This is a genomic window from Heyndrickxia sp. NPDC080065, assembly GCF_050281185.1.
Lineage (GTDB): Bacteria > Bacillota > Bacilli > Bacillales > Bacillaceae_C > Heyndrickxia.
In genome coordinates, this window is sequence record NZ_JBNNWS010000015.1 from 17,355 (window position 1) to 39,430 (window position 22,076).

Sequence of the window (22,076 nt, forward strand, 5' to 3'; positions counted from 1 at the left end):
TTTTTAGTCAATGTATAATCCTAATATTATTTGCTTGCTTGATTCTACTTTTTGCAGTGTCTTTTCGATATAGATCAATAAATATTAGCAAAGAACTTATATACATAATATCTACTCATTTCTTTTTTTTATTTCATGATTTTTTTGAAAACAGGAGGAAATATGAAAATAATTAGTTTAAATATCGGACAACCACAGGTTTCTATATATAAAAACAAAGAGTATGTTACAGGAATTGGTAAATCGTCAAAAAATGAAGTAATGTTATTTAAAGACCGTTTTGAAGGAGATGGGGTTGCTAATCCCACATTCCATGGAGGTCCTGATCGTGCAGTATGCTTTTACCCATTTGAACATTATGAACAATGGGAAAAAGAATTTAATACCCAACTATCTATCCCAGCTTTTGGAGAAAATTTAACGATAGAAGGAATGTTAGAGAAGGATGTTTGCATAGGAGATATAATTCAAATAGGTGACGCAGTCGTTCAGATATCACAAGGGAGAATTCCATGTTCAACGATCTCAAAGTTTAATGGAATTGATTTATTTTTAAAAAGGACGATTGATACATGCTATAGCGGATATTTTGCCAGAGTCTTAAAAGAGGGAATTATTAGGGAAAACTCTGAGATTATTTTAATAGATCGTCACCCAATGGCGGTAAGTGTTTTTGAATCAATGTTTACTTATTTTCATCAGAATAGCATTGAATCAATTCAAAAAGTCGTACAAATCCCTGAGTTAGCACCAGCGATGAAAGAAAAGCTTGAAAAAAAGATAACAAAGTTAAAAAATAATATAAATAGTAAATAAAGAAAATAATTAAATGATTCAATCTTAATAAAAATGATGTAAAAAAATATTTTTCAACTAATCATGATACACCACTTAAACAAAAATTATATAACAAATCGATTTCAAATAATGGGTGGGAGACCACTCATTTATTTTTTAAAAATATAAAATTCTAATAATTTTTTATAAAATCTATTTTCAAAAAAGATAAAAGAATGTAGAATATTTAGAAATAAAGAAAATTTTATATTATTCGAAAGGGCTAGTTTGTTTATTTAAGAGATTTTCTTCAACTAAGTTAAGTCAAATGCGAGAGAGGAGCGAATAAATGAAGAGTCCGGTCCTGGAAATTAAAGCCTTAAGTACCTCCTTTTCATCAGATGAGGGCTCTATCCCTGTTGTTAATGATATTGATTTTCAAGTATATCCTCAAGAGGTTTTAGGGATAGTCGGTGAGTCAGGGTGTGGGAAAAGTGTCACATCCCTATCCATTATGGGTCTTATCCCAACTTCAAACGGGAAAGTGGAAGGGGAAATTCTTTTCAATGGTGAAAATTTAGCGAAAGCAACAGAAAAAAGGATGAGAAGTATTCGCGGGAATGACATTGCAATGATTTTTCAAGAGCCAATGACGAGTTTAAATCCAGTTTTTACTATCGGTGAGCAATTAATTGAAGCCATTAAAATTCATTGGAAGTGGCCTAAGAAAAAAGCAAAAGAACATGCCATTGGGATGTTGAAAAAAGTCGGTCTTCCTCGTGCAGAAGAATTAATTAATGAATACCCACATCAATTATCAGGTGGTATGAGACAGCGTGTAATGATCGCGATGGCACTTGCTTGTGAACCAAAGCTATTAATCGCAGACGAACCCACGACAGCTTTAGATGTTACGATACAAGCCCAAATATTAGACTTAATGAAGAATTTAAATAAAGCAACAAACACAGCTATTATTATGATCACACATGATTTAGGTGTAGTAGCTGAAATGTGTCAAAGAATCATTGTCATGTATAGCGGAAAGATTGTTGAAGAAGCAGATGTACGTACTATTTTCAAACAACCAAAACATCCGTATACGATTGGCTTAATTCAGTCTGTTCCAGATATGAGGCAAAAAAAGGAGAAATTATTCTCAATTCCAGGAAATGTACCAAAACCAGGTTCAGTTGAAACAGGTTGTCATTTTGCTCCTCGTTGTTCACATGTCCACGGTCGATGTTATAGTGATACACCTCAATTAACTGTAATGGAAAACGGGCAAAAGGTTAGATGCTGGCTATACGAGGATGGGAAGGATGTCGTCATAAATGAATGAACCTCTATTGAAAATTGAACATTTAAAAAAGAACTTCCCAATTCGAGGTGGAGTGTTTGGAAAAAAAGTAGGTGAAGTAAAAGCTGTTGATGATGTATCATTTTCGATACATAAAGGAGAAACACTTGGACTTGTAGGTGAAAGTGGATGTGGAAAATCGACTACAGGTCGGATGCTGTTACGACTTCTTGAACCTAGTGATGGAAAAATTATCTTTGAAGGAAAAGATATTACAAAACTTTCTAAACAAGAAATAAGAAAGATCCGCAGCCAGATGCAAATGATTTTTCAAGACCCATATGCATCATTGAATCCAAGACATACAATTGAAAGAATTTTGGAGGAGCCTTTAATTGTACATGGGGTAAAAGATAAAACAGTACGTAAAAAAAAGGTTCGTGAATTATTAGAGATTGTAGGTTTAAATAGTTATCACGCCAATCGCTATCCACACCAATTTAGCGGCGGTCAGAGGCAGCGGATTGGTATTGCAAGAGCTTTAAGTCTAAATCCAAAGCTTATCATTGCAGACGAGCCTGTTTCTGCTTTAGATGTCTCCATTCAGGCACAAGTTTTAAATTTATTAAAGGATCTGCAAAAAAATTTTGATTTAACTTATTTATTTATTGCACATGACTTAGGTGTTGTCAGGCACATAAGCGATCGAGTTGGAGTTATGTATCTCGGAAGATTAGTAGAATTAGCTGAAAGCGAGGAGCTTTACCAAAATCCTAAGCATCCGTATACACAAGCACTACTTTCGGCAGTACCAATCGCTGATGTTGACTATATAAAAGAAAGAATTGTATTACAAGGGGATGTACCAAGCCCAGCGAATCCCCCTAAAGGCTGTTCCTTTCATACGAGATGTCCTTTAGCTATGGAGAAATGTTCCATTGAAAAACCATTATTTAATGAAGTAGAAACAGGTCACTTTGTAGCATGTCATCTACATGGATGATTTTGCATATAAATTTAAAGGCATGGTGTAATTAATTTATAACACTAACAAAAAAATGGGGGGAAAAAGATGAAGAAAAAGTTGATGGGATTAATCATTTGTATCCTAGTACTTTCACTTGCCTTAATGGGATGTGGATCATCCAAATCAAATGGTGAGAAGGGTAAAGATGGAAACAAAGAAAAATCAGGTGGGGTTTTAGTATATGCACGTGGAGGAGATGCTACAAGGCTTGATCCTGCTTCTGTTACTGATGGTGAATCACTGATTGTTACTGAGCAAATATTTGATAATCTAGTAACTTATAAAAAAGAAAACACAGAAATTGAGCCTGGTTTGGCAAAATCTTGGGAGGTTTCACCTGATGGTTTGACTTACACCTTTAAACTTGAGGAAGGTGTGAAATTTCACGACGGAACAGACTTTAATGCTGAAGCTGTTGTAAAAAACTTTGATAGATGGGCAAATGGAAATGTAGAAAAGTTCCCATATTACCAATCACAATTTGGAGGGTTTAAGGGAGAAAAGTCTGCAGTTATTAAAGAAGTAAAAGCATTAGATACAAATACTGTTCAATTTACATTATTCCGACCACAAGCACCATTCTTGAAAAATTTAGCAATGTCACCTTTTGGAATTTCTAGTCCAACTGCCATCGACAAATATGGTGATAAATATATCGAAAATCCAGTAGGTACAGGTCCATTTAAATTCCAAGAATGGAAAAGAAATGATTCAATCACGGTTGTGAAAAATGATAAATATTGGAAAAAAGGATTACCAAAGCTTGATAAAGTTATTTTAAAGGTAATTAAGGATAACTCTGCAAGACTAAATGCCTTAATAAAAGGTGAAGTAGATTTAATGGATGGTTTAAATCCAAGTGATATTGAAAAGGTTAAATCCAATTCAAATCTTCAAATTTTTGAAAGACCATCTATGAATGTTGGTTATCTTGGATTCAATGTAACAAAAAAACCGTTTGATAATGTTAAGGTACGACAAGCACTTAGCCATGCCGTCAATAAAGAAGCATTAATAAAAAATTTCTATGAAGGCACTGCACAGCCAGCCAAAAATCCTATGCCACCTTCAGTAAGTGGTTATAATGATGATATCCAAGATTATGATTATGATTTAGACAAAGCGAAAAAACTTCTGGCGGAAGCGGGTTATAAGGATGGATTCAGCGTTGATTTTTGGACAATGCCAGTTGTTCGCCCATATATGCCTAACGGCCAAAAAGTAGCAGAAGCAATTCAAGCAGATTTCGAAAAAATTGGAGTAAAAACAAAGATTGTCACTATGGAATGGGGAACATATTTAGAAAAGTTAGCTAAAGGTGAGGCTCCAATGTACATCGTAGGATGGACCGGTGACAATGGGGATGCAGATAACTTCTTATATGCTTTACTTGACAAAGATGCGATTGGTTCGAATAACAATTCCCAATATTCAAACGATGAGCTTCATAGTCTATTAATTCAAGCACAAACAGAAACAGACGAAGCAAAACGTAATGAATTATATAAACAAGCTCAAGTAGTTATCCATAATGATGCACCTTGGGTTCCTCTTGCTCACTCAGTACCGCAGCTAGCGGGTAAGAGCAATATTAAGGGATTCTTCCCTCATCCAACTGGATCTCAAAGCTTTGCTGATATAACAGTAAATTAATATCCAAGGGGAGTGTTTACTCCCCTTTTTCTTTAGAAAAGTAGAAACACATAATGAAGGGGTGGAGAATGTATATGGTTGCCTATACTATTCGACGTTTACTATTACTTATACCTGTTCTTCTTGGGATGGTAATCATTGTTTTTTCATTAATTCACGCCATACCTGGAGACCCAGCAAGGGCTATTTTAGGACAACTCGCAACGAAAGAAGCGATTGCTGACCTAACAAAGCAATTAGGACTTGATAAACCACTCTTTGTTCAGTTTTTTGACTATATTAAAGATTTATTAACTGGAAATTTAGGGACTTCTTTAAAAACTCTAGCCCCCATAAATAATGAAATTTGGCCTTATTTTGGAGCAACCGTTGAATTAGCTGTTGTAGCTATGATTATTGCGATTATAGTTGGTGTGAATGCGGGAATTATCTCAGCGTGGTTTCAAAACTCATGGTTTGACTATGTTGTGATGCTGATTGCACTTATAGGGGTGTCCATGCCAATTTTTTGGCTAGGTTTAATGGAACAATATGTATTTTCCATTCATTTAGACTTATTGCCGACTACTGGACGTGATGATATTCGTAATCCAGTTGAATCAATTACCAATCTATATTTAATTGATACTTTATTACAAGGAAGATTCGATCAGTTTATAGAAGTGATCAAACATCTCATTCTCCCAAGTGTCGCTTTAGCCACCATCCCGATGGCGATTATTGCTCGTATTACAAGGTCTAGTATGCTTGAGGTCATGCGTTCTGATTACATTCGAACTGCACGGGCAAAAGGGATGAGAATGTTTTGGGTTGTGTACAAGCATTCATTAAAAAATGCCTTTATCCCTGTTCTTACCATTATTGGACTGCAAACAGGTTTATTATTAGGTGGAGCGATTCTAACTGAAACGATTTTCGGCTGGCCTGGAATGGGAACATACATCTACGAAGCTATTGAGTTCCGAGACTACCCTGTTATCCAGTCTGGTATTCTCATACTTGCACTTATTTTTGTACTTATAAACTTAATTGTGGATTTACTATATGCAGCAATTGATCCACGAATTAAATATTGATAAGGAGGTTCATCAATGTCAGAACTTTCAACAAATGTATCTCAAACAACAACGGTTGAAGAGCCATTGATATCTCCGTGGAAAGAGGGGTGGAAGAGTTTTAAGAAAAATAAAGCAGCATTGTTTGGTCTGGGATTAGTCATTTTCTTCATTCTAATCGCCATTTTTGCTGATTTTATTGCCCCTTATGGTTTTAAAGACCAGCAATTAGGAGACAAGCACCTTCCTCCTTCAGCTAAACATTGGTTTGGAACTGATGATTTTGGTCGGGATATTCTAAGCAGGGTCATTTACGGAGCAAGGATCTCTTTATCAGTGGGTTTCTTTTCTGTAGTAGGTTCTGCTATAGTTGGTTCTATCTTAGGTATTGTTGCGGGTTTCTATGGTCGCCTAGTAGATGGGATTATTTCTCGAATTTTCGACATTTTATTAGCGTTTCCTAGTATTTTACTTGCAATAGCAATCGTAGCGATGCTTGGGCCATCACTCCAAAATGCTTTAATTGCAATTGCTATTATTAATATTCCAACTTTTGGGCGTTTAGTTCGGTCAAGAGTTTTATCAGTAAAAGAAGAAGAGTATATTACTGCTGCAAAAGCAATTGGTATGGGGGATGGTCGGATTTTATTCCACCATGTATTACCGAACAGTATGGCTCCAATTATTGTTCAAGGGTCATTAGCAATAGCTACTGCAATTATTGAAGCCGCAGCTCTTGGATTCTTAGGACTAGGTGCAGTGGCACCAGCACCTGAATGGGGAAAAATGCTTTCTGATTCTAAAGATTTTATTATACAAGCACCATGGACAGTGTTTTTTCCGGGTATTGCCATCATGTTAACAGTACTAGGATTTAATCTGATGGGCGACGGTCTTCGAGATGCACTAGATCCTCGCATGAAAAACTAACAAAAAGAACTGTGGGAGATTTCCCACAGTTCTTTTGATCGATTAGGAAATTATAAAATATACGTACAGTGGATAACTTTAGCGAGGTTTACGTCTAGCTCCTGCGCCTATCGGCTAGCGGAATTGTTTTAAAATAATTCTAGTTTACATGGTGGAGAAGGGAATATTCTTCAAATAAGATTTCTCATGAAATTCTAATGTTTCTTTCATGATTTTTTAGGATTTTCAATGTAGTATAGGATGGGTTAAAAGGACATGCCGCATAGTTGTTACCCGTAGCTATCGTCGGCCATTTTTATTTACTCATTATAAAGTTCCTTCTTTAAAGCCGGCCGAGTGCCGGTTATTTTTTTATATATTTTTATTCGTGAGGAGAGGTGGACTAATTTGTAGACTGGAGGATAAAGAAAATGGCTAGCTCACTGATTTCATTGAATATGACCTCTTAAATATGAGCTTTGTATGCTTTGAAGAGTTTTTTTATCAGAGACTTAACATATTTTAATCATATTTTCATTTATGATGATTATAGTAAAATATAAAGGAGGCGTATATAAAATGATGTGGATCCGATTTATTCCAATTGTTTTTTTTAGTGCGACAGCCGTTAGTCTATTTGCCTTCCAGTCAGTCGAAATTGGCCATGCAGTATGGGATTTAATTTTTTCTAAATCTCAGATAAAATAAGTATATTAATCGGAATTTGTATTTTGGAGCAGGTGTTAATGTGAAGCGAGTTTTAATAATTGAAGATGAAAAAAATTTAGCACGATTTATTGAACTAGAGCTTAAATATGAAGGATATGAAGTAAAGGTTTCTTATGATGGAAGAGAAGGGCTGCAAACAGCACTTCAGGAAGATTGGGATGTAATCTTACTTGATTTGATGCTTCCGAGTTTAAATGGGTTGGAAGTTTGTCGTAGACTACGTCAAGAAAAAGAAACACCCATTATCATGATAACCGCACGCGACAGTGTGATGGATCGCGTTTCCGGATTGGATCATGGAGCAGATGATTATATTGTTAAGCCGTTTGCGATTGAAGAACTGCTAGCAAGGCTAAGATCTGTTTTTCGAAGGATTGAAATTCATGAACCGAAATCACAGCTTACTACTTATACATTTAAAGACTTATTTGTCGAAAAAGAAAGCAGAATTGTAAAAAAAGGTGAAAAAATTATTGATGTGACGAAGAGAGAGTATGATTTGCTTTTAACATTACTGGAGAATAAAAATATTGTTTTGACCCGGGAAGTCTTATTGAATAAGGTTTGGGGCTATGAAACAGAAGTAGAAACAAATGTCGTGGATGTATATATTCGATATTTAAGAAATAAAATAGATACTCCTGGTGAAGATAGCTTCATTCAAACTGTCCGTGGAACAGGGTATGTGATGCGGGAATGAAGTATTTAAAAAACTGGTATCAAAAGTCTTCTTTAAAGGTTAAATGGTCCGTAGTAACCAGTGCGGCCATTTTTTTCACTTTTTTTCTATTTAGTTTAGTCCAATACAATGTGATTAATAAATGGATGCTGAATCAAGAAAAAAATAATATTTTTCAAGCATTGGACGAAACAATTCTATTTGTAAAACAAGGTGGTTATCGGGCTGATAATATAGATTTGGTAAATCGATTTATTGAAAAAGATCTTACTATTCGTATTCTAGATCAATACGGAAACCAAGAAGTGTTAACTCCAGATGAAAATTCGCCAAAATATTTTATTCCATTTCAACCTGTTCATAAAAAAACGGTGGCTTTGTTTGAAACGAATGGCAAAAAATTGTATTTAGGTCGCGCCCCTGTTCATACTAGCGGATTTGATGGATATGTCGAAGTGATTCAACCTTTGACACGTTATCATCAAATGATGGACCTTTTATTTTTGATTATGACGATTTTTGGAAGTGTTGCTCTATTACTGAGTGGTTTTTTTGGCTTTTTAATGGCCAAAAGCTTTTTAAAGCCGCTACAGAATCTTTCTTCCACCATGAAAAAAATACGCAAAAAAGGGTTTCATGAAAGAATGGAACCAAGCAACTCGAAGGATGAAATGGCTGAATTAACTCATATCTTTAATGATATGATGGATCAAATCGAGGATTCCTTTAACCAACAAAAACGCTTTATTGAAGATGCATCACATGAGCTTCGGACTCCTGTGCAGATTATGGAAGGTCATTTAAATTTATTAAACCGATGGGGAAAGAATGATCCAAATATTTTGGATGAATCCCTACACGCTTCCATTCAGGAGCTAGATCGTATGAAAAAATTAGTCCAAGAGCTTTTGGATTTGTCTAGAGCAGAACAGCAAGAAAGTAAAAGCTATGAACAAAGAACTATTTTATTAAAAACATTAAATCAAGTGATTAAAAATTTTGAAATGATCCATGAAAAATTTACATTTAATCTCCATACAAATAAATTAAACAATACGATAGTTTGTATAAGTGCAAATCATCTTGAGCAAATTTTAATTATTCTTTTAGATAATGCTGTGAAATACTCTGATCAAAGCAGGGAAGTTGATATTTTTGTTGAAGAGGAAGCAGGCTCAATAAAAATCACTGTAAAAGATTATGGTGTTGGCATCCCTAAAGAGGACTTATCAAAAATTTTCCATCGTTTCTACCGTGTAGATAAAGCAAGAAGCAGGGCAAAAGGTGGGAACGGCTTAGGATTAGCTATCGCAAAGCAGATTGTGGAGGGATATTCAGGTGAGATATATGCTATGAGTAAGGTTGGGGAGGGAACTAGTATTACGTTTACCTTACCCGTGAACGAAAACCGATGAAAAAATATCGGTTTTCTTTTTTTGCAATAGATTACAACTTTTCCGTAACATCCACCTCTGTATATTGCATATCTACATTTTTGTTCATTTTTATTTCTAATATTTCATCTTTATATTGTGCTAATGTTCCCTTCTTCTTTATCAAACTGGGTAAAGTGATCACATGCCTCTGTCCTTGTTCTGGAATGTTTTCGATAATTGCTTGATTCGATGTATGGAATATTTTCACCTGCTTTAACCAAGATTCATCTTTGATCGGAATTCTTACATAGATATCATCAAATGTTTCAAAAACACTTACATCAAAGCTGGTAGAAGTTGATGGTTGTTTTTGATTTTCAGTAGTTGATTGAGTTTGTTGTTGTGTCTCTGTCGATGTTTGATTTTGTTGTGTTTGATCTCCATTTTGAAACATTGATGTTGCACGACCCATCATCTCCTGCGGGTTAAATCCCCCTTGCCATTCCCCTCCAGGTACAAACTGAGAGATCATATTTTGTACCATTTTTTCTATATCCTGAGGATTCATCTGCTTCATTAAGTTATTCTTATTGTTAAAAGGAAACATATTAAAAGGAAACATAAGGTTGTTACCTCCCGAACTTCAACACTATATATTAATGTATGCAATGTTTCGCCCAATGTTATTAAAGGACGAAATATGAACTAATTCCTTTGAAATATTTCTTACTAAAAAAATAAAAGAAATAAGTAAAAACAATTGATTTAATTTTCATAAGGAGTATTATGAAAGTTGAAAATGGACATTTATAAAAAGAATGATTAATTTTAGGGGGATTTGGTTGATAAAGGGAATAATGAGCATTAAGTATTAACCAGAATATTTCACTTTAAAAAAGTCTTTTTTTCGAATGAATAAACATTCATTTTTATTTAAAAAAAATTGTTTTTTATCCTTTATCTTATTACTTTACAGTGATAGAATTGTGTCTGTAAGCGTTATGGCTTATTTAGAACATTTTATTACATATATGTATTTTATAAAAAATTATTAGGCTTAATAGCTGGAGGTTTTTCGAGATGAAACAACAAGCATCAAAAGGCTTTTGGGAGAGCTTTTCTGGCCCGAACCTTGGTTATGTGATGGAAGTTTACGAAAATTTTGTAAACGATCCAGAAAGTGTTGATCCTGAAATGAGAATCCTTTTCGAAGAATGGGGCGCACCATCTGTATCCGAAAAAGGCTTAACTACCCATGGACAGGCGGATATATCCTTTCAATTACCTACTAATCCAACTGTGTTTAGTAAAATTGTTGCCGCTGTAAAATTAGCGGATAATATTCGTACTTATGGGCATTTAGCAGCTGATATTAATCCATTAAACGATCGTAAAAAGGACACTCGCAGAATCGAATTTTCAGAATTTGATTTAACTGAGGAAGACTTAAAAAATATTCCAGCATCTTTTATTTGTCCAGATGCACCTGCTTCAGTGAAAAATGGATTGGATGCAATTAATCATTTGAAATCGGTTTATACAAAAAAGCTTGCATTTGAGTTTTATCAAGTACATGATTTAGAAGAAAAAAATTGGTTACAACGTACTGTTGAGTCCGGTGCATTTCTTCCGGAATTAAAAAAGGAACAAAAAATTGCTGTTTTAAAACGTCTTTCTGAAGTAGAAGGATTTGAAAAATTTATTCATCGTACATTTGTTGGGCAAAAACGCTTTTCCATAGAAGGATTAGATACTTTAGTTCCACTAATAGATCAAATAATAAGTTCTTCAGTCCAAAGTGGTGCGAGAACTGTTAATATAGGAATGGCTCATAGAGGCCGTTTAAATGTGCTAGCTCATGTTCTTGAAAAGCCGTATGAACTGATATTTGCTGAATTCCAGCATGCACCGAATAAAGATTTAATACCACATGAAGGATCAATTGGAATTACATATGGATGGACTGGTGATGTTAAATATCACCTTGGTGCAGATCGTCGTGTTAAAGATGAGAGCACTGCAAGTACTCGAATTGTTTTAGCAAACAATCCGAGCCACCTTGAGGTTGCAAGTCCAATTGTAGAAGGTTATACAAGGGCAGCTCAAGAGCAGCGAAATGTAAACGGTTATCCTAGTCAAGATCAAGATAGTTCTTATGCTATATTGGTTCATGGTGATGCTGCGTTTGCAGGACAAGGAATTGTTGCCGAAACGTTAAATATGAGCGGATTGAAAGGTTATAATACAGGCGGATCAATCCATATCATTTCAAATAATATGATTGGCTTTACAACAGAAAGCTATGACTCTCGTTCAACACATTATGCTTCTGATACAGCAAAGGGCTTTGAAATACCAATTATTCATGTGAATGCTGACGATCCTGAAGCAGTGTTAGCTGCAGCGACACTAGCATATGAATATCGCAAAAAATTCCATAAAGACTTTTTAATTGATTTAATCGGATATCGTAGATTTGGTCATAATGAAATGGATGAACCGATGGTAACGAATCCATTGATGTACCAAATCGTTCATAAGCACCCGACTGTTCGTGAAATATATGCTGAAAAATTAATGAATGAAGGAAGTATATCAAAAGAGGAAGTTGCATCAATTGATCAGGTGATTCAAGGTAAACTGCAAGCAGCATTTGATAAAGTCCCTAAAAAAGAGGAAGACCCAGATACTGTGATGAATCCGCCTGAAATTGTAGCTAAAGGATTTCCAAAAGTTGAAACAGCTGTTAGCAATCAGGAAATTAAGGCTATTAATTCAGAACTTTTAAATTGGCCGGATGAATTCCATGCATTTAAAAAATTAGCTAAAATTTTAAAACGACGTGAGAATGTATTTGATGGGGAAGGTAAGATTGATTGGGCACATGCTGAAACACTTGCTTTTGCGACCATTATTAAAGATGGTACACCTATTCGTTTTACAGGACAGGATTCACAAAGGGGAACATTCGCACAACGGAATCTCGTGTTGCATGATGAAAAAACAGGTGAAGAATATATTCCACTTCATCATGTGAAGGATGCGAATTCATCATTTGTAGTTTACAACAGCCCACTAACAGAAGCGGCAGTTGTAGGTTATGAATATGGATACAATGTATTTGCTCCAGAAACACTAGTCATTTGGGAAGCGCAATTTGGTGACTTTGCAAATATGGCACAAGTAATGTTCGACCAATTCATTACTGCTGGAAGAGCAAAATGGGGACAAAAATCTGGACTTGTGATGTTATTGCCACATGGTTATGAAGGTCAAGGACCGGAGCATTCAAGTGCAAGATTAGAACGTTTCTTGCAGCTTGCTGCTGAAAATAACTGGACAGTAGCAAATTTATCGACAGCAGCTCAATATTTCCATATTTTGCGTCGTCAAGCTGCGATGCTGCAAAAAGAAGAAATTCGTCCATTAGTTATTGTGACACCAAAAAGTTTACTTCGTCACCCATTGGCATCGGTTGATGGAATTGAATTAACAGAAAGTGAATTCAAACCTGTTCTAGAACAAAAAGGACTTGGTAATGAACAGGATAAAGTTGAAAGAATCATCTTATGCAGCGGGAAAATTGCCATCGACTTTGAGGAACGCATTAAAGATGAACAATTAGATTGGGTTCATATATTGAGAGTAGAAGAACTTTATCCTTTCCCTAAAACAGAAATTAAAGAAATTTTAAGTAGGTATGCAAACTTAAAAGAACTTGTTTGGGTTCAAGAAGAGCCTAAAAATATGGGTGGATGGACTTTCGCAGATCCATACTTACGGGAGCTTGCTCCAAAAAGTGTAAATGTGAAATATGTAGGCCGTCCTAGACGTTCTAGCCCGTCTGAGGGAGACCCAATTGTTCATAAAAAAGAACAAAACCGTATATTAAATGAAGCCTTGACAAAATAAAAAACGATAAAGAAAAAGTAATTCATATAAAGGGAGGACAACATTGTGGCTGAAATTAAAGTTCCAGAATTAGCTGAATCTATTACTGAAGGAACCATTGCTCAATGGTTAAAACAACCAGGAGATCGTGTTGAAAAAGGAGAATACATTGTCGAATTAGAAACTGATAAAGTCAATGTAGAAGTCATCTCTGAAGAAGCAGGGGTTATCCAAGAATTAAAAGCTGAAGAAGGCGATACTGTACAAGTTGGACAAGTTATTGCTGTTGTTTCTGAAGGTGGAGAGGCAGCTCCAGCTAAAGAAGAAAAAGCGGAAGCTCCAAAACAAGAAGAAAAAGTAGAAGCAAAACCAGCACCAGCGCCTGAAGCAGATAAGAAAGATCGTCCAATTGCTTCACCTGCAGCACGTAAGCTTGCTCGTGAAAAAGGTATCGACCTAGCTGCTGTATCTACAGTGGATCCAATGGGACGTGTACGCGTTCAAGATGTTAATGCACATGGTAATCAGCCAAAACCAGAAGCGAAGCCTGCTGCACCTAAACAAGCTGCACCAGTTTCTATAGAAGACGGTAAACCAGTTGAAGTTGTTCGTATGTCCCGCCGTCGTCAAACAATTGCAAAACGTTTATTAGAAGTAAAACAAAATACTGCAATGTTAACAACATTTAATGAAATTGATATGACAGCGGTTATGGAACTTCGTAAACGTAAAAAAGACAAATTCCAAGAGGAACATGGTGGAACACGTCTTGGTTTTATGTCATTCTTTACAAAAGCTGTTGTAGCTGCATTGAAAAAATACCCAGCTGTAAACTCTGAAATTATTGGTACTGACTTAGTATTGAAAAAATACTATGATATCGGTGTAGCTGTATCTACTGAAGAAGGTCTTGTAGTTCCAGTTGTTCGTGATTGTGATCGCAAAAACTTTGCAGAAATTGAAGCTGATATCGCTGGGTTTGCAAAGAAAGCAAGAGATAATAAACTTGCATTAAGTGACCTTCAAGGTGGAACATTCACGATTACAAACGGTGGAGTATTCGGTTCATTATTCTCAACACCAATCATTAATGGTACACAAGTGGGTATCCTTGGTATGCATACGATTCAAAAACGCCCTGTTGCGGTAGGAGATAATGTAGAAATTCGACCAATGATGTACATCGCATTATCATATGATCACCGTGTAATTGATGGCAGTGAAGCAGTTGGATTCTTAGTGACTGTTAAAAAACTTCTTGAAAATCCTGAAGATTTATTACTTGAAGTTTAATATGAACTCGAAAAAGCCTTTCTCATTTTTTGAAATGAGAGGGCTTTTTTATTTGGATCAAATTATACATAGTCCAAGTAATCATATGAATAAAATTTTAATATGGAGAAATAGAAAGGGGGAATCAGGTGAGTACATTTTTAGAATCAGCAAGGTTTGAGCACTCTTTTTGGTTACAAATATTAGGAGATCATTCTAGATTTATTCTCTCATCCTTGAGTCCTAACGAGCCAAAAATGATTAAATCAGCTAATAACTTTAAAGAAATTTTTGACTTCCTCTTAGGAAAAGCGAGAAATCTGCAAAATGATAAGGAGTCGATCCTTTTAGCAAATGAGGCAGATGTACATGTAACGGCTTTAAAAGATTTAAAATTTGAAATTCTAAGACGGCATTTAAAAGGCAAAATTAGTATCCATTTATCACCTTCGTTTATAAACCATATGGTAAATGAGTTGGAAGAATACGAAAGATTATTGAAATATTTAAAAAAGGGAGAATCCCCACCGATTTATCATGAATTGCATCACCATTTACTATGGCTTCACGATGCTTATGGTCATGCAGGAGCTATCGATAATGAAATGGATGCAACAGAAATAAAAATTAAAAAATCCAGCACTCAATTTTTAAAGCAATTTGAGCAATTTTATCTAAAAGCTGTGGAATTTACGGGCTATTTACGAGCGAATGAAAGCAGTTTTCCCGCATTAAAAAGGTTTAATTCGGATGTGAAGCTAGAAATGGAAATGTTTCAAATGTTCTTAAATGAAATTTTTGAATGTGAAATTTCAAATCAAGTACTTGGCACTTTTCCTGCTTTAATGGCAGATCATATGTTTCGTGAGGAATGCTATTATTTAACTAAATTAGCTGAATCATCAAATACAAAAATTCCTGAATGTGATCCAACTAAGCCGAGAAGTGAAGATTAGTTACTTCATACTTTTTTGAATGATACTTCTTTTAGAAAAGAATTAAAAATAAAAAGTGTGCAGCCATAAAAATGATTGCACACTTTTTATTTTAAATTAATTTTTAAATGGAGTTAATCCACGCTTCATAATCTCAGATTTTAATAATTTAATCCACTCACGATCTTGACCTTTCTTTTTAGCGTCTCGATAGGCTGCCACCAACATTTCATTACTCATGATTTTCATGACAATACCTCCTAGTGGAATATATTAATTTTTCTATATTGTCTAATCATTTTAACTCTTTTCTTGATAAATGAAAAGCGTTAAGTAGAAAAAATTAAAACCATTTGAAATTTAGTTCTTAGTGCTTAGATTATCAATATATAATCTGTGTTGAAAAAGAGAATTTTATATTTGAATATTCAGAAAAACGTGATAACATGATAGTAAGAGTGTGGAATCTGCATAATACAGCATGACAGTCCTCTTTGATTACATTAAATAACATCCTTACTCAACTCTGTTGTTAATAAAGGGGGATTTTCTACAATGTCAATATTGGACGTAACAATAGGTGAATTACTAAAACAAAAGGCTAAATGCCATCCAGACCATGAAGCAGTGGTTTATGCCGATCGTAAACTACGTTGGACGTATAAAGAATTTGATGACCAATGTAAATTAGCAGCTAAAGGGTTAATGAGCCTTGGCATTCAAAAAGGGGAACATTTAGCAATTTGGGCAATAAATACTCCTGAATGGCTTACTTGTCAGTTTGCTACTGGAAAAATGGGTGCTGTTCTTGTAACTGTAAATACCAATTATCGGACATCAGAACTAGAATATTTACTGCGTCAATCTGACTCTAAAACAATTATTCTAATGGAAAGCTATCGGGATGCATCGTTTATAGAGATGCTTTATGAAATTTGCCCCGAATTAAAGGAAAGTAAAGCAGGAGCTCTTTATGCAGTAAGAGACTCCCTCAACTAAAGAATGTAATTGTCTTTGGGGAAGATAAGTATCCGGGTACATATAATTGGACTGATATACTGAAACTTGGTGCGGGAGTTACCGATGTAGACTTTGATCAAAGGTTTCATTCACTCGATCCAAATGATGTCATTAATATGCAGTACACTTCAGGGACAACTGGCTTTCCAAAAGGAGTTATGTTAACACACAATAATATTGTAAATAACGGATATAATATTGCGGGTTGTATGGAATTGACAATGAAGGACCGACTTTGTATTCCGGTTCCATTTTTTCATTGCTTTGGCTGTGTACTAGGTACTATGGCATGTGTATCTGTTGGCGCAACAATGGTTCCAATCCAAGAATTTAACCCAAAACTTGTTTTACAAACTGTTCAAGATGAAAAATGTACTGGGTTGCATGGTGTGCCAACGATGTTTATTACCGAATTAAATCAACCTGATTTCGATCAATATGATCTTTCCACTTTACGAACAGGCATTATGGCTGGATCAAACTGTCCAATTGAAGTAATGAAAGGGGTGATTAACCGTATGGGGGCAACGGAAATCACCATTGCCTATGGTCAAACTGAATCATCACCCGTTATTACCCAAACTAGAACAAACGATCCGATAGAGATACGAGTTGAAACTGTAGGTCGTGCTTTACCGAATGTTGAAGTGAAGATAGTAGATCCAATTACGAATCAGTTAATGGAAAAGGGTCAGCAAGGTGAACTATGTACAAGAGGTTATCATGTGATGAAGGGGTATTATAAAAACCAGGATGCTACAAGAGAGGCAATTGATGAGGAAGGATGGCTTCATACGGGTGATTTAGCGGTTTTGGATGAAAACGGTTATTGTCGAATTACTGGGAGATTAAAAGACATGATCATAAGAGGGGGTGAAAATATTTATCCTCGCGAAATAGAAGAATTTCTTTACTCACATCCAAAGGTATTAGATGTTCAAGTAATCGGTGTCCCTGACGAGACATTTGGAGAAGAAGTCATGGCATGGATTATTCCGAAACAAGGGGAAACGATCACATTAGAGGAAGTACATGAGTATTGTAAAGGAAAAATTTCAAGACATAAAATACCTCGTTTTGTTGAAATTACTGACAGTTATCCAATGACGGCGTCCGGAAAAATTCAAAAATATCGATTACGAGAGAAAGCTATCAATGTCGTATTGAACAAAATTTAAAAATCTTCTATCAATTTAAAGTTGCCGTATCAATATTAACAATCAAAATAAGAGCCGAATAGGCTCTTATTTTGATTGTAATGTTAATTTATATAGCTCTTTGATCAATGATATTACTTCTTTCTTACTTAAGTGACAGCCAAACACTCTTCACTTCAGTGTAATTATTTAATGCATATGAACCCATTTCTCGGCCAATACCTGATTGTTTATAGCCTCCGAATGGTGATGCTGCATCAAAGACATTGTAACAATTTACCCAAACTGTACCGGCTCGAAGGCGGTTGGCAATATAGTGTGCATTAGCTACATCACGAGTCCATAAACCTGCTGCTAATCCATAGTCACTATTATTGGCACGATTAATGACTTCATCCAAATCTTCAAATGGCAAGGCTGCAATAACCGGGCCGAAAATTTCTTCTTTTGCAATGGTCATTTCATCATTAACATCCGCAAAAATGGTAGGTTCAACAAAGTATCCTTCCTCACGAGGTTTACTACCGCCAGTAAGCAGCTCTGCACCTTCATCGAGACCTTTTTCAATGTAATTTAATACTCGTGTTTGCTGCTCATCTGAAACTAGTGGACCCATTTGGGTTTGTTGATCCAGGCCAAAGCCTTGTTTAATATTTTTTGCATGTGAAACCATGTCAGCGACAACATTATCATAATTTTTCTTTTGAATAAATACTCTTGAACCAGCACAGCAAACTTGACCTTGGTTAAACATTACACCATTTAATGCTCCCGGAATTGCTTTGCTTAAATCTGCATCAGGAAGGATAATATTTGGTGATTTTCCACCTAATTCCAAAGTAACGCGTTTTAACGTTTTTGCTGCACGTTCCATGATGGATTTTCCTACAGCTGTAGAACCAGTAAATGCAATTTTATTAACTAATGGATGATCCACTAATGGCTGGCCTGCTGTTTCTCCGAATCCAGGAACAATATTAATTACTCCAGCCGGGAAACCAGCTTCTTCTGCAAGTTCAGCTAAATAAAGAGCAGACAGTGGAGTTTGTTCTGCTGGCTTTAGAACAATAGTACAGCCAGTTGCTAAAGCTGCTCCCATTTTCCACATAGCCATTAACAGAGGGAAGTTCCAAGGAATAATTTGCCCAACTACACCTACAGCTTCATGACGTGTATAATTGAAGAAAGGTCCGCTAACCGGAATCGTTTGACCCGTAATTTTATTTGTCCACCCGGCGTAGTAACGCATATGTTCAATAGCAAGAGGGATATCTGCATTCAGCGTTTCATTAATTGGTTTTCCATTATCCAATGTTTCTAATTGTGCTAAAGCTTCTTTATTTTCTTCCATTAAATCAGCTAATTTATACATTAGTCGGCCTCTTGCAGCCGCACTCATTTTTGACCATTTTCCGTTATCAAAAGCTACACGGGCAGCTTTTACTGCACGATCAATATCTTCAGGCCCAGCTTCAAAGACGGTTGCTAAAACTTCACCAGTTGCTGGGTTTGGAGTGTCGAATGTTTTACCTGAAGCACTTTCCACGAATTCACCATTAATATAAAGCTTTTTCTTACCTTGTAAAAATTTTTCTACTTTCTCATTGATTCCTGCTAAAACTTGACTCATTAAAAAACCCTCCTTAAAAAATTCATAGTTTACTAGAGGTAATTCATGATGTTGTTGCAGAAAATACAAGCTTACATGGGAGCGCTTACAAGTTAATCCTACAAGTTTATTCATTACATTTCAATCATATTTGCTGAAAAATCAAAAATATTTTTCAGCAAATATTGATATTCATCGACAAAATAAGAAAATAATAAAACTAAATATATGTAATTCTTTTGGATAATAAAAAATACCTGCTCTATTTAGAACAGGTATTTTTGTAACTATTTTTGTTTAGAAGGTTGTTGTTCTTCCTTAGGCGGATGTGTTTGGTAAAACTTCTTGGATAAATAGGTTTGACCAATCAAGAATGCTCCACCGACTGCCCAGTAAAGAGGTAATGCTGCAGGAGCACTAAATGATACGATTAAGATCATAATTGGTGAAAGAAGACCAAATATTTTCATTTGTTTTTGTTGTTCTTCAGTCATACCGATAAGTGAAACTTTCGATTGAAAGTAATACATGATACCGGCGATAATCGCCATAGGGATATCTGCTTTCCCTAGGTTAAACCATAAAAATGAATGAGAGGCAATTTCTTGGGAACCTCGAATTGCATAATAGAATCCCATTAAAATCGGCATTTGAATAATTAGTGGCAAGCATCCCATATTCAATGGGTTTACATCATGCTTTTTATATAAGCCCATCATTTCTTGTTGTAATTTCATTTGCTCTTCTTTAGTTTTGGCCTGTTTAATTTTATTTTGAATAACCGTCATTTCTGGCTTTAATTTTTCCATTTTCTCTTTCATTATTTGTTGTTTCTTAAAAGTTCTCATCATAAATGGCATAAGAACTAAACGAATAAGAATGGTAATTAAAATAATGGCAACCCCATAATTACCGCCAAATAGCTCTGCCGTAAAATGAATTACTTTCGTAAAAGGCACTACAAAATAATCATGGAAAAACCCTGTATTACTGGAACCTTTGGAAGGATTCCCTTGACATGCTGAAAGGAAAAATACTGATCCAATCAATAAAAAAGAAAGCTGTAAAAAACGTTTCATCATATATCCTCCTAAAAATAAATTCATAAGCTTAAAGAACTACGGATAAATGATGATCCGGATCTTCATTAGGTGATTCTTTCCTTCTGACGCATTTTATAATCCATAAAATAAGTGGATGTCCAGATATTTTCAAATTATTAAACCATTGAAAAGTAGTGTTTAAACAGTTAGTAGTTTGTTCTGTATTAATGTATGAATAAGACTTAACAGTAAAATGGTTCCAAATATATGTTAGTCCAATTGACAATAAAATACTGACATAAAATGAGCAAATAACTGGATCATTTGTGAGGTTTAAAATATATTCCATTATTGTATGTTCACACACCTTAATTACTTCACTAGCTAGCATAGTATAACGTAAATGTTTCGATTTTTCAAATACTCTTTTTAGAGGAGTTCAAAAAGTCCGGGAAAAATAGCTGTCGAATTTCTTCGTCAGCTTGCCGCTCCGCTCCTCACGTATAAAAAACATATGCTCCGGTGCTCTCAGGCCACGCTCCCTCGAACTTCTCGGCTCTTTTTGTCCTCCTTTTTGAACACCTATTTGTATTATTTTATCATATGAAACCAAAAACCGTACAATTATATTAATCATACTCCAATATAACTCTTTGCAATTCTACTGGTATTGACCTAAAATACAAAGGTAGTTTTCTAATATACATTGTATTATCCAAATGATTACTGATAAATAGAAAGGGAAGCCAGTATGTTCAATAATATGTTAACAATACCTAATGAAATAAAAAATAAATTAGAATTAAGGAAAGAATTTTTTGTAAATGACTTTCAGGAAAGGATGACGAGTAAAGACGGCTATATTCCTTCTGATCATTCTATCTTATTAGATGCAACTATTGCCCTCCTTCTCGGGAAAAATATTTTATTAAAAGGACCAACTGGATCAGGAAAAACAAAACTAGCTGAAACTCTCTCGTCATTATTTGGTCAACCAATGCATAGTATCAATTGTTCTGTCGATCTTGATGCGGAAGGGCTCCTCGGCTTTAAAACTATTAAACAAGAAAATAATCAAAGTGTAATCGATTTTGTCTCAGGTCCAGTAATTAACGCAATGACTAAAGGTCATCTTTTATATATAGATGAAATAAATATGGCTAAACCGGAAACTCTTCCTATCTTAAATGGAGTGCTTGATTATCGAAGACAGATCACTAATCCATTTACTGGTGAGGTTATAAAAGCTGCAAATCATTTTGGTGTTATTGCGGCAATTAATGAGGGCTATGTCGGGACTGTACCGCTTAATGAAGCACTTAAAAATCGATTTGTTGTGATAAACGTCCCATATATTCAAGGCGAGGCATTGAAAAATGTTTTAATTAAACAGAGTCAATTAAAAGACGAAGGGCTAATTGAAAAATTTGTCGTCTTTTCAAGTGATTTAATCTCCCAGGCAGAAATGGGAAAAATAGCAGAAGAAGCGGCTTCAATAAGAGCCTTAATCGATACTTGTGATTTGGCGCTATTTTTACCACCATTAAGAGCTATTCAAAGGGGTATTATTGATAAATTAGAGGATGCACGTGAAAGAGCTGCCATTCGAAATATTGCCGAAACATTGTTTGAATAGGAGGCTTG

General features: G+C 35.2%; 17 protein-coding genes and 1 pseudogene. 14 read left to right on the plus strand and 4 right to left on the minus strand.

All coding sequences use genetic code 11. From position 1 onward, the window contains the following. The first annotated feature begins 162 nt into the window (after positions 1-162). From ACQKP0_RS17985 to ACQKP0_RS18025, 9 genes are all read left to right on the plus strand, one after another. Positions 163-816 (plus strand): MOSC domain-containing protein, encoded by a 654-nt coding sequence (locus ACQKP0_RS17985; protein WP_427407208.1) that lies wholly within the window; start codon positions 163-165, stop codon positions 814-816. A 310-nt stretch (positions 817-1,126) separates the two neighbouring features. Further along, positions 1,127-2,119, plus strand: coding sequence for an ABC transporter ATP-binding protein (locus tag ACQKP0_RS17990; RefSeq protein WP_427407209.1), 993 nt, complete (start codon positions 1,127-1,129; stop codon positions 2,117-2,119). Continuing rightward, positions 2,112-3,080: an ABC transporter ATP-binding protein gene (locus ACQKP0_RS17995; RefSeq protein ID WP_427407210.1), complete on the plus strand. Its 969-nt coding sequence runs from the start codon at positions 2,112-2,114 to the stop codon at positions 3,078-3,080. The genes ACQKP0_RS17990 and ACQKP0_RS17995 overlap by 8 nt, the downstream gene beginning before the upstream one ends. A 69-nt stretch (positions 3,081-3,149) precedes the next feature. Continuing rightward, positions 3,150-4,757 carry an ABC transporter substrate-binding protein gene (locus tag ACQKP0_RS18000; protein WP_427407211.1) on the plus strand — a complete coding sequence of 536 codons (1,608 nt, stop codon included), beginning with the start codon at positions 3,150-3,152 and terminating at the stop codon, positions 4,755-4,757. Positions 4,758-4,831: 74 nt separating this feature from the next. Then, entirely contained in the window at positions 4,832-5,833 is a 1,002-nt protein-coding gene (locus ACQKP0_RS18005) for an ABC transporter permease (protein ID WP_427407330.1), read from the plus strand. 15 nt (positions 5,834-5,848) lie between these two features. Next, on the plus strand, positions 5,849-6,742 hold the full coding sequence (locus ACQKP0_RS18010) for an ABC transporter permease (RefSeq protein ID WP_427407212.1): 894 nt from the start codon (positions 5,849-5,851) through the stop codon (positions 6,740-6,742). A 558-nt stretch (positions 6,743-7,300) separates the two neighbouring features. Continuing rightward, positions 7,301-7,429 carry a hypothetical protein gene (locus tag ACQKP0_RS18015; RefSeq protein WP_427407213.1) on the plus strand — a complete coding sequence of 43 codons (129 nt, stop codon included), beginning with the start codon at positions 7,301-7,303 and terminating at the stop codon, positions 7,427-7,429. Between the two features lie 40 nt (positions 7,430-7,469). Further along, complete coding sequence (locus ACQKP0_RS18020) at positions 7,470-8,150, plus strand: response regulator transcription factor (protein WP_427407214.1); 681 nt, start codon at positions 7,470-7,472, stop codon at positions 8,148-8,150. After that, positions 8,147-9,544 (plus strand): HAMP domain-containing sensor histidine kinase, encoded by a 1,398-nt coding sequence (locus ACQKP0_RS18025; protein WP_427407215.1) that lies wholly within the window; start codon positions 8,147-8,149, stop codon positions 9,542-9,544. Before ACQKP0_RS18020 ends, ACQKP0_RS18025 begins: the two co-directional genes overlap by 4 nt. A 31-nt stretch (positions 9,545-9,575) precedes the next feature. On the opposite strand, the gene ACQKP0_RS18030 is transcribed toward ACQKP0_RS18025, so the two are convergent. Beyond that, complete coding sequence (locus ACQKP0_RS18030; RefSeq protein WP_427407216.1) at positions 9,576-10,127, minus strand: Hsp20/alpha crystallin family protein; 552 nt, start codon at positions 10,125-10,127, stop codon at positions 9,576-9,578. Positions 10,128-10,585: 458 nt separating this feature from the next. Here ACQKP0_RS18030 and sucA point away from each other — a divergent pair, with 458 nt between their 5' ends. The 3 genes from sucA (at position 10,586) to ACQKP0_RS18045 (ending at position 15,624) form a co-directional block, all read left to right on the plus strand. Next, the gene (gene sucA, locus ACQKP0_RS18035; RefSeq protein ID WP_427407217.1) at positions 10,586-13,417 is read left to right on the plus strand and encodes a 2-oxoglutarate dehydrogenase E1 component; all 2,832 of its coding nucleotides are present in this window, start codon (positions 10,586-10,588) and stop codon (positions 13,415-13,417) included. A gap of 45 nt (positions 13,418-13,462) precedes the next feature. Continuing rightward, on the plus strand, positions 13,463-14,689 hold the full coding sequence (gene odhB, locus ACQKP0_RS18040; protein WP_427407218.1) for a 2-oxoglutarate dehydrogenase complex dihydrolipoyllysine-residue succinyltransferase: 1,227 nt from the start codon (positions 13,463-13,465) through the stop codon (positions 14,687-14,689). 128 nt (positions 14,690-14,817) lie between these two features. After that, a complete protein-coding gene (locus ACQKP0_RS18045; RefSeq protein ID WP_427407219.1) occupies positions 14,818-15,624 on the plus strand; it encodes a DUF2935 domain-containing protein in 807 nt (268 codons plus the stop codon). Between the two features lie 96 nt (positions 15,625-15,720). On the opposite strand, the gene sda is transcribed toward ACQKP0_RS18045, so the two are convergent. Continuing rightward, complete coding sequence (sda, locus tag ACQKP0_RS18050; protein WP_427407220.1) at positions 15,721-15,852, minus strand: sporulation histidine kinase inhibitor Sda; 132 nt, start codon at positions 15,850-15,852, stop codon at positions 15,721-15,723. 312 nt (positions 15,853-16,164) lie between these two features. Here sda and ACQKP0_RS18055 point away from each other — a divergent pair. Further along, positions 16,165-17,801, plus strand: a pseudogene (locus tag ACQKP0_RS18055) (AMP-binding protein). 124 nt (positions 17,802-17,925) lie between these two features. Here ACQKP0_RS18055 and ACQKP0_RS18060 read toward each other — a convergent pair. Beyond that, the gene (locus ACQKP0_RS18060) at positions 17,926-19,410 is read right to left on the minus strand and encodes an aldehyde dehydrogenase family protein (protein WP_427407221.1); all 1,485 of its coding nucleotides are present in this window, start codon (positions 19,408-19,410) and stop codon (positions 17,926-17,928) included. A 266-nt stretch (positions 19,411-19,676) separates the two neighbouring features. Continuing rightward, on the minus strand, positions 19,677-20,468 hold the full coding sequence (gene yidC, locus ACQKP0_RS18065; RefSeq protein ID WP_427407222.1) for a membrane protein insertase YidC: 792 nt from the start codon (positions 20,466-20,468) through the stop codon (positions 19,677-19,679). 715 nt (positions 20,469-21,183) lie between these two features. Between yidC and ACQKP0_RS18070 the strand changes: the two genes are divergently transcribed. Then, a complete protein-coding gene (locus tag ACQKP0_RS18070) occupies positions 21,184-22,068 on the plus strand; it encodes an ATP-binding protein (protein WP_427407223.1) in 885 nt (294 codons plus the stop codon). The last annotated feature ends 8 nt before the right edge of the window (positions 22,069-22,076 follow it).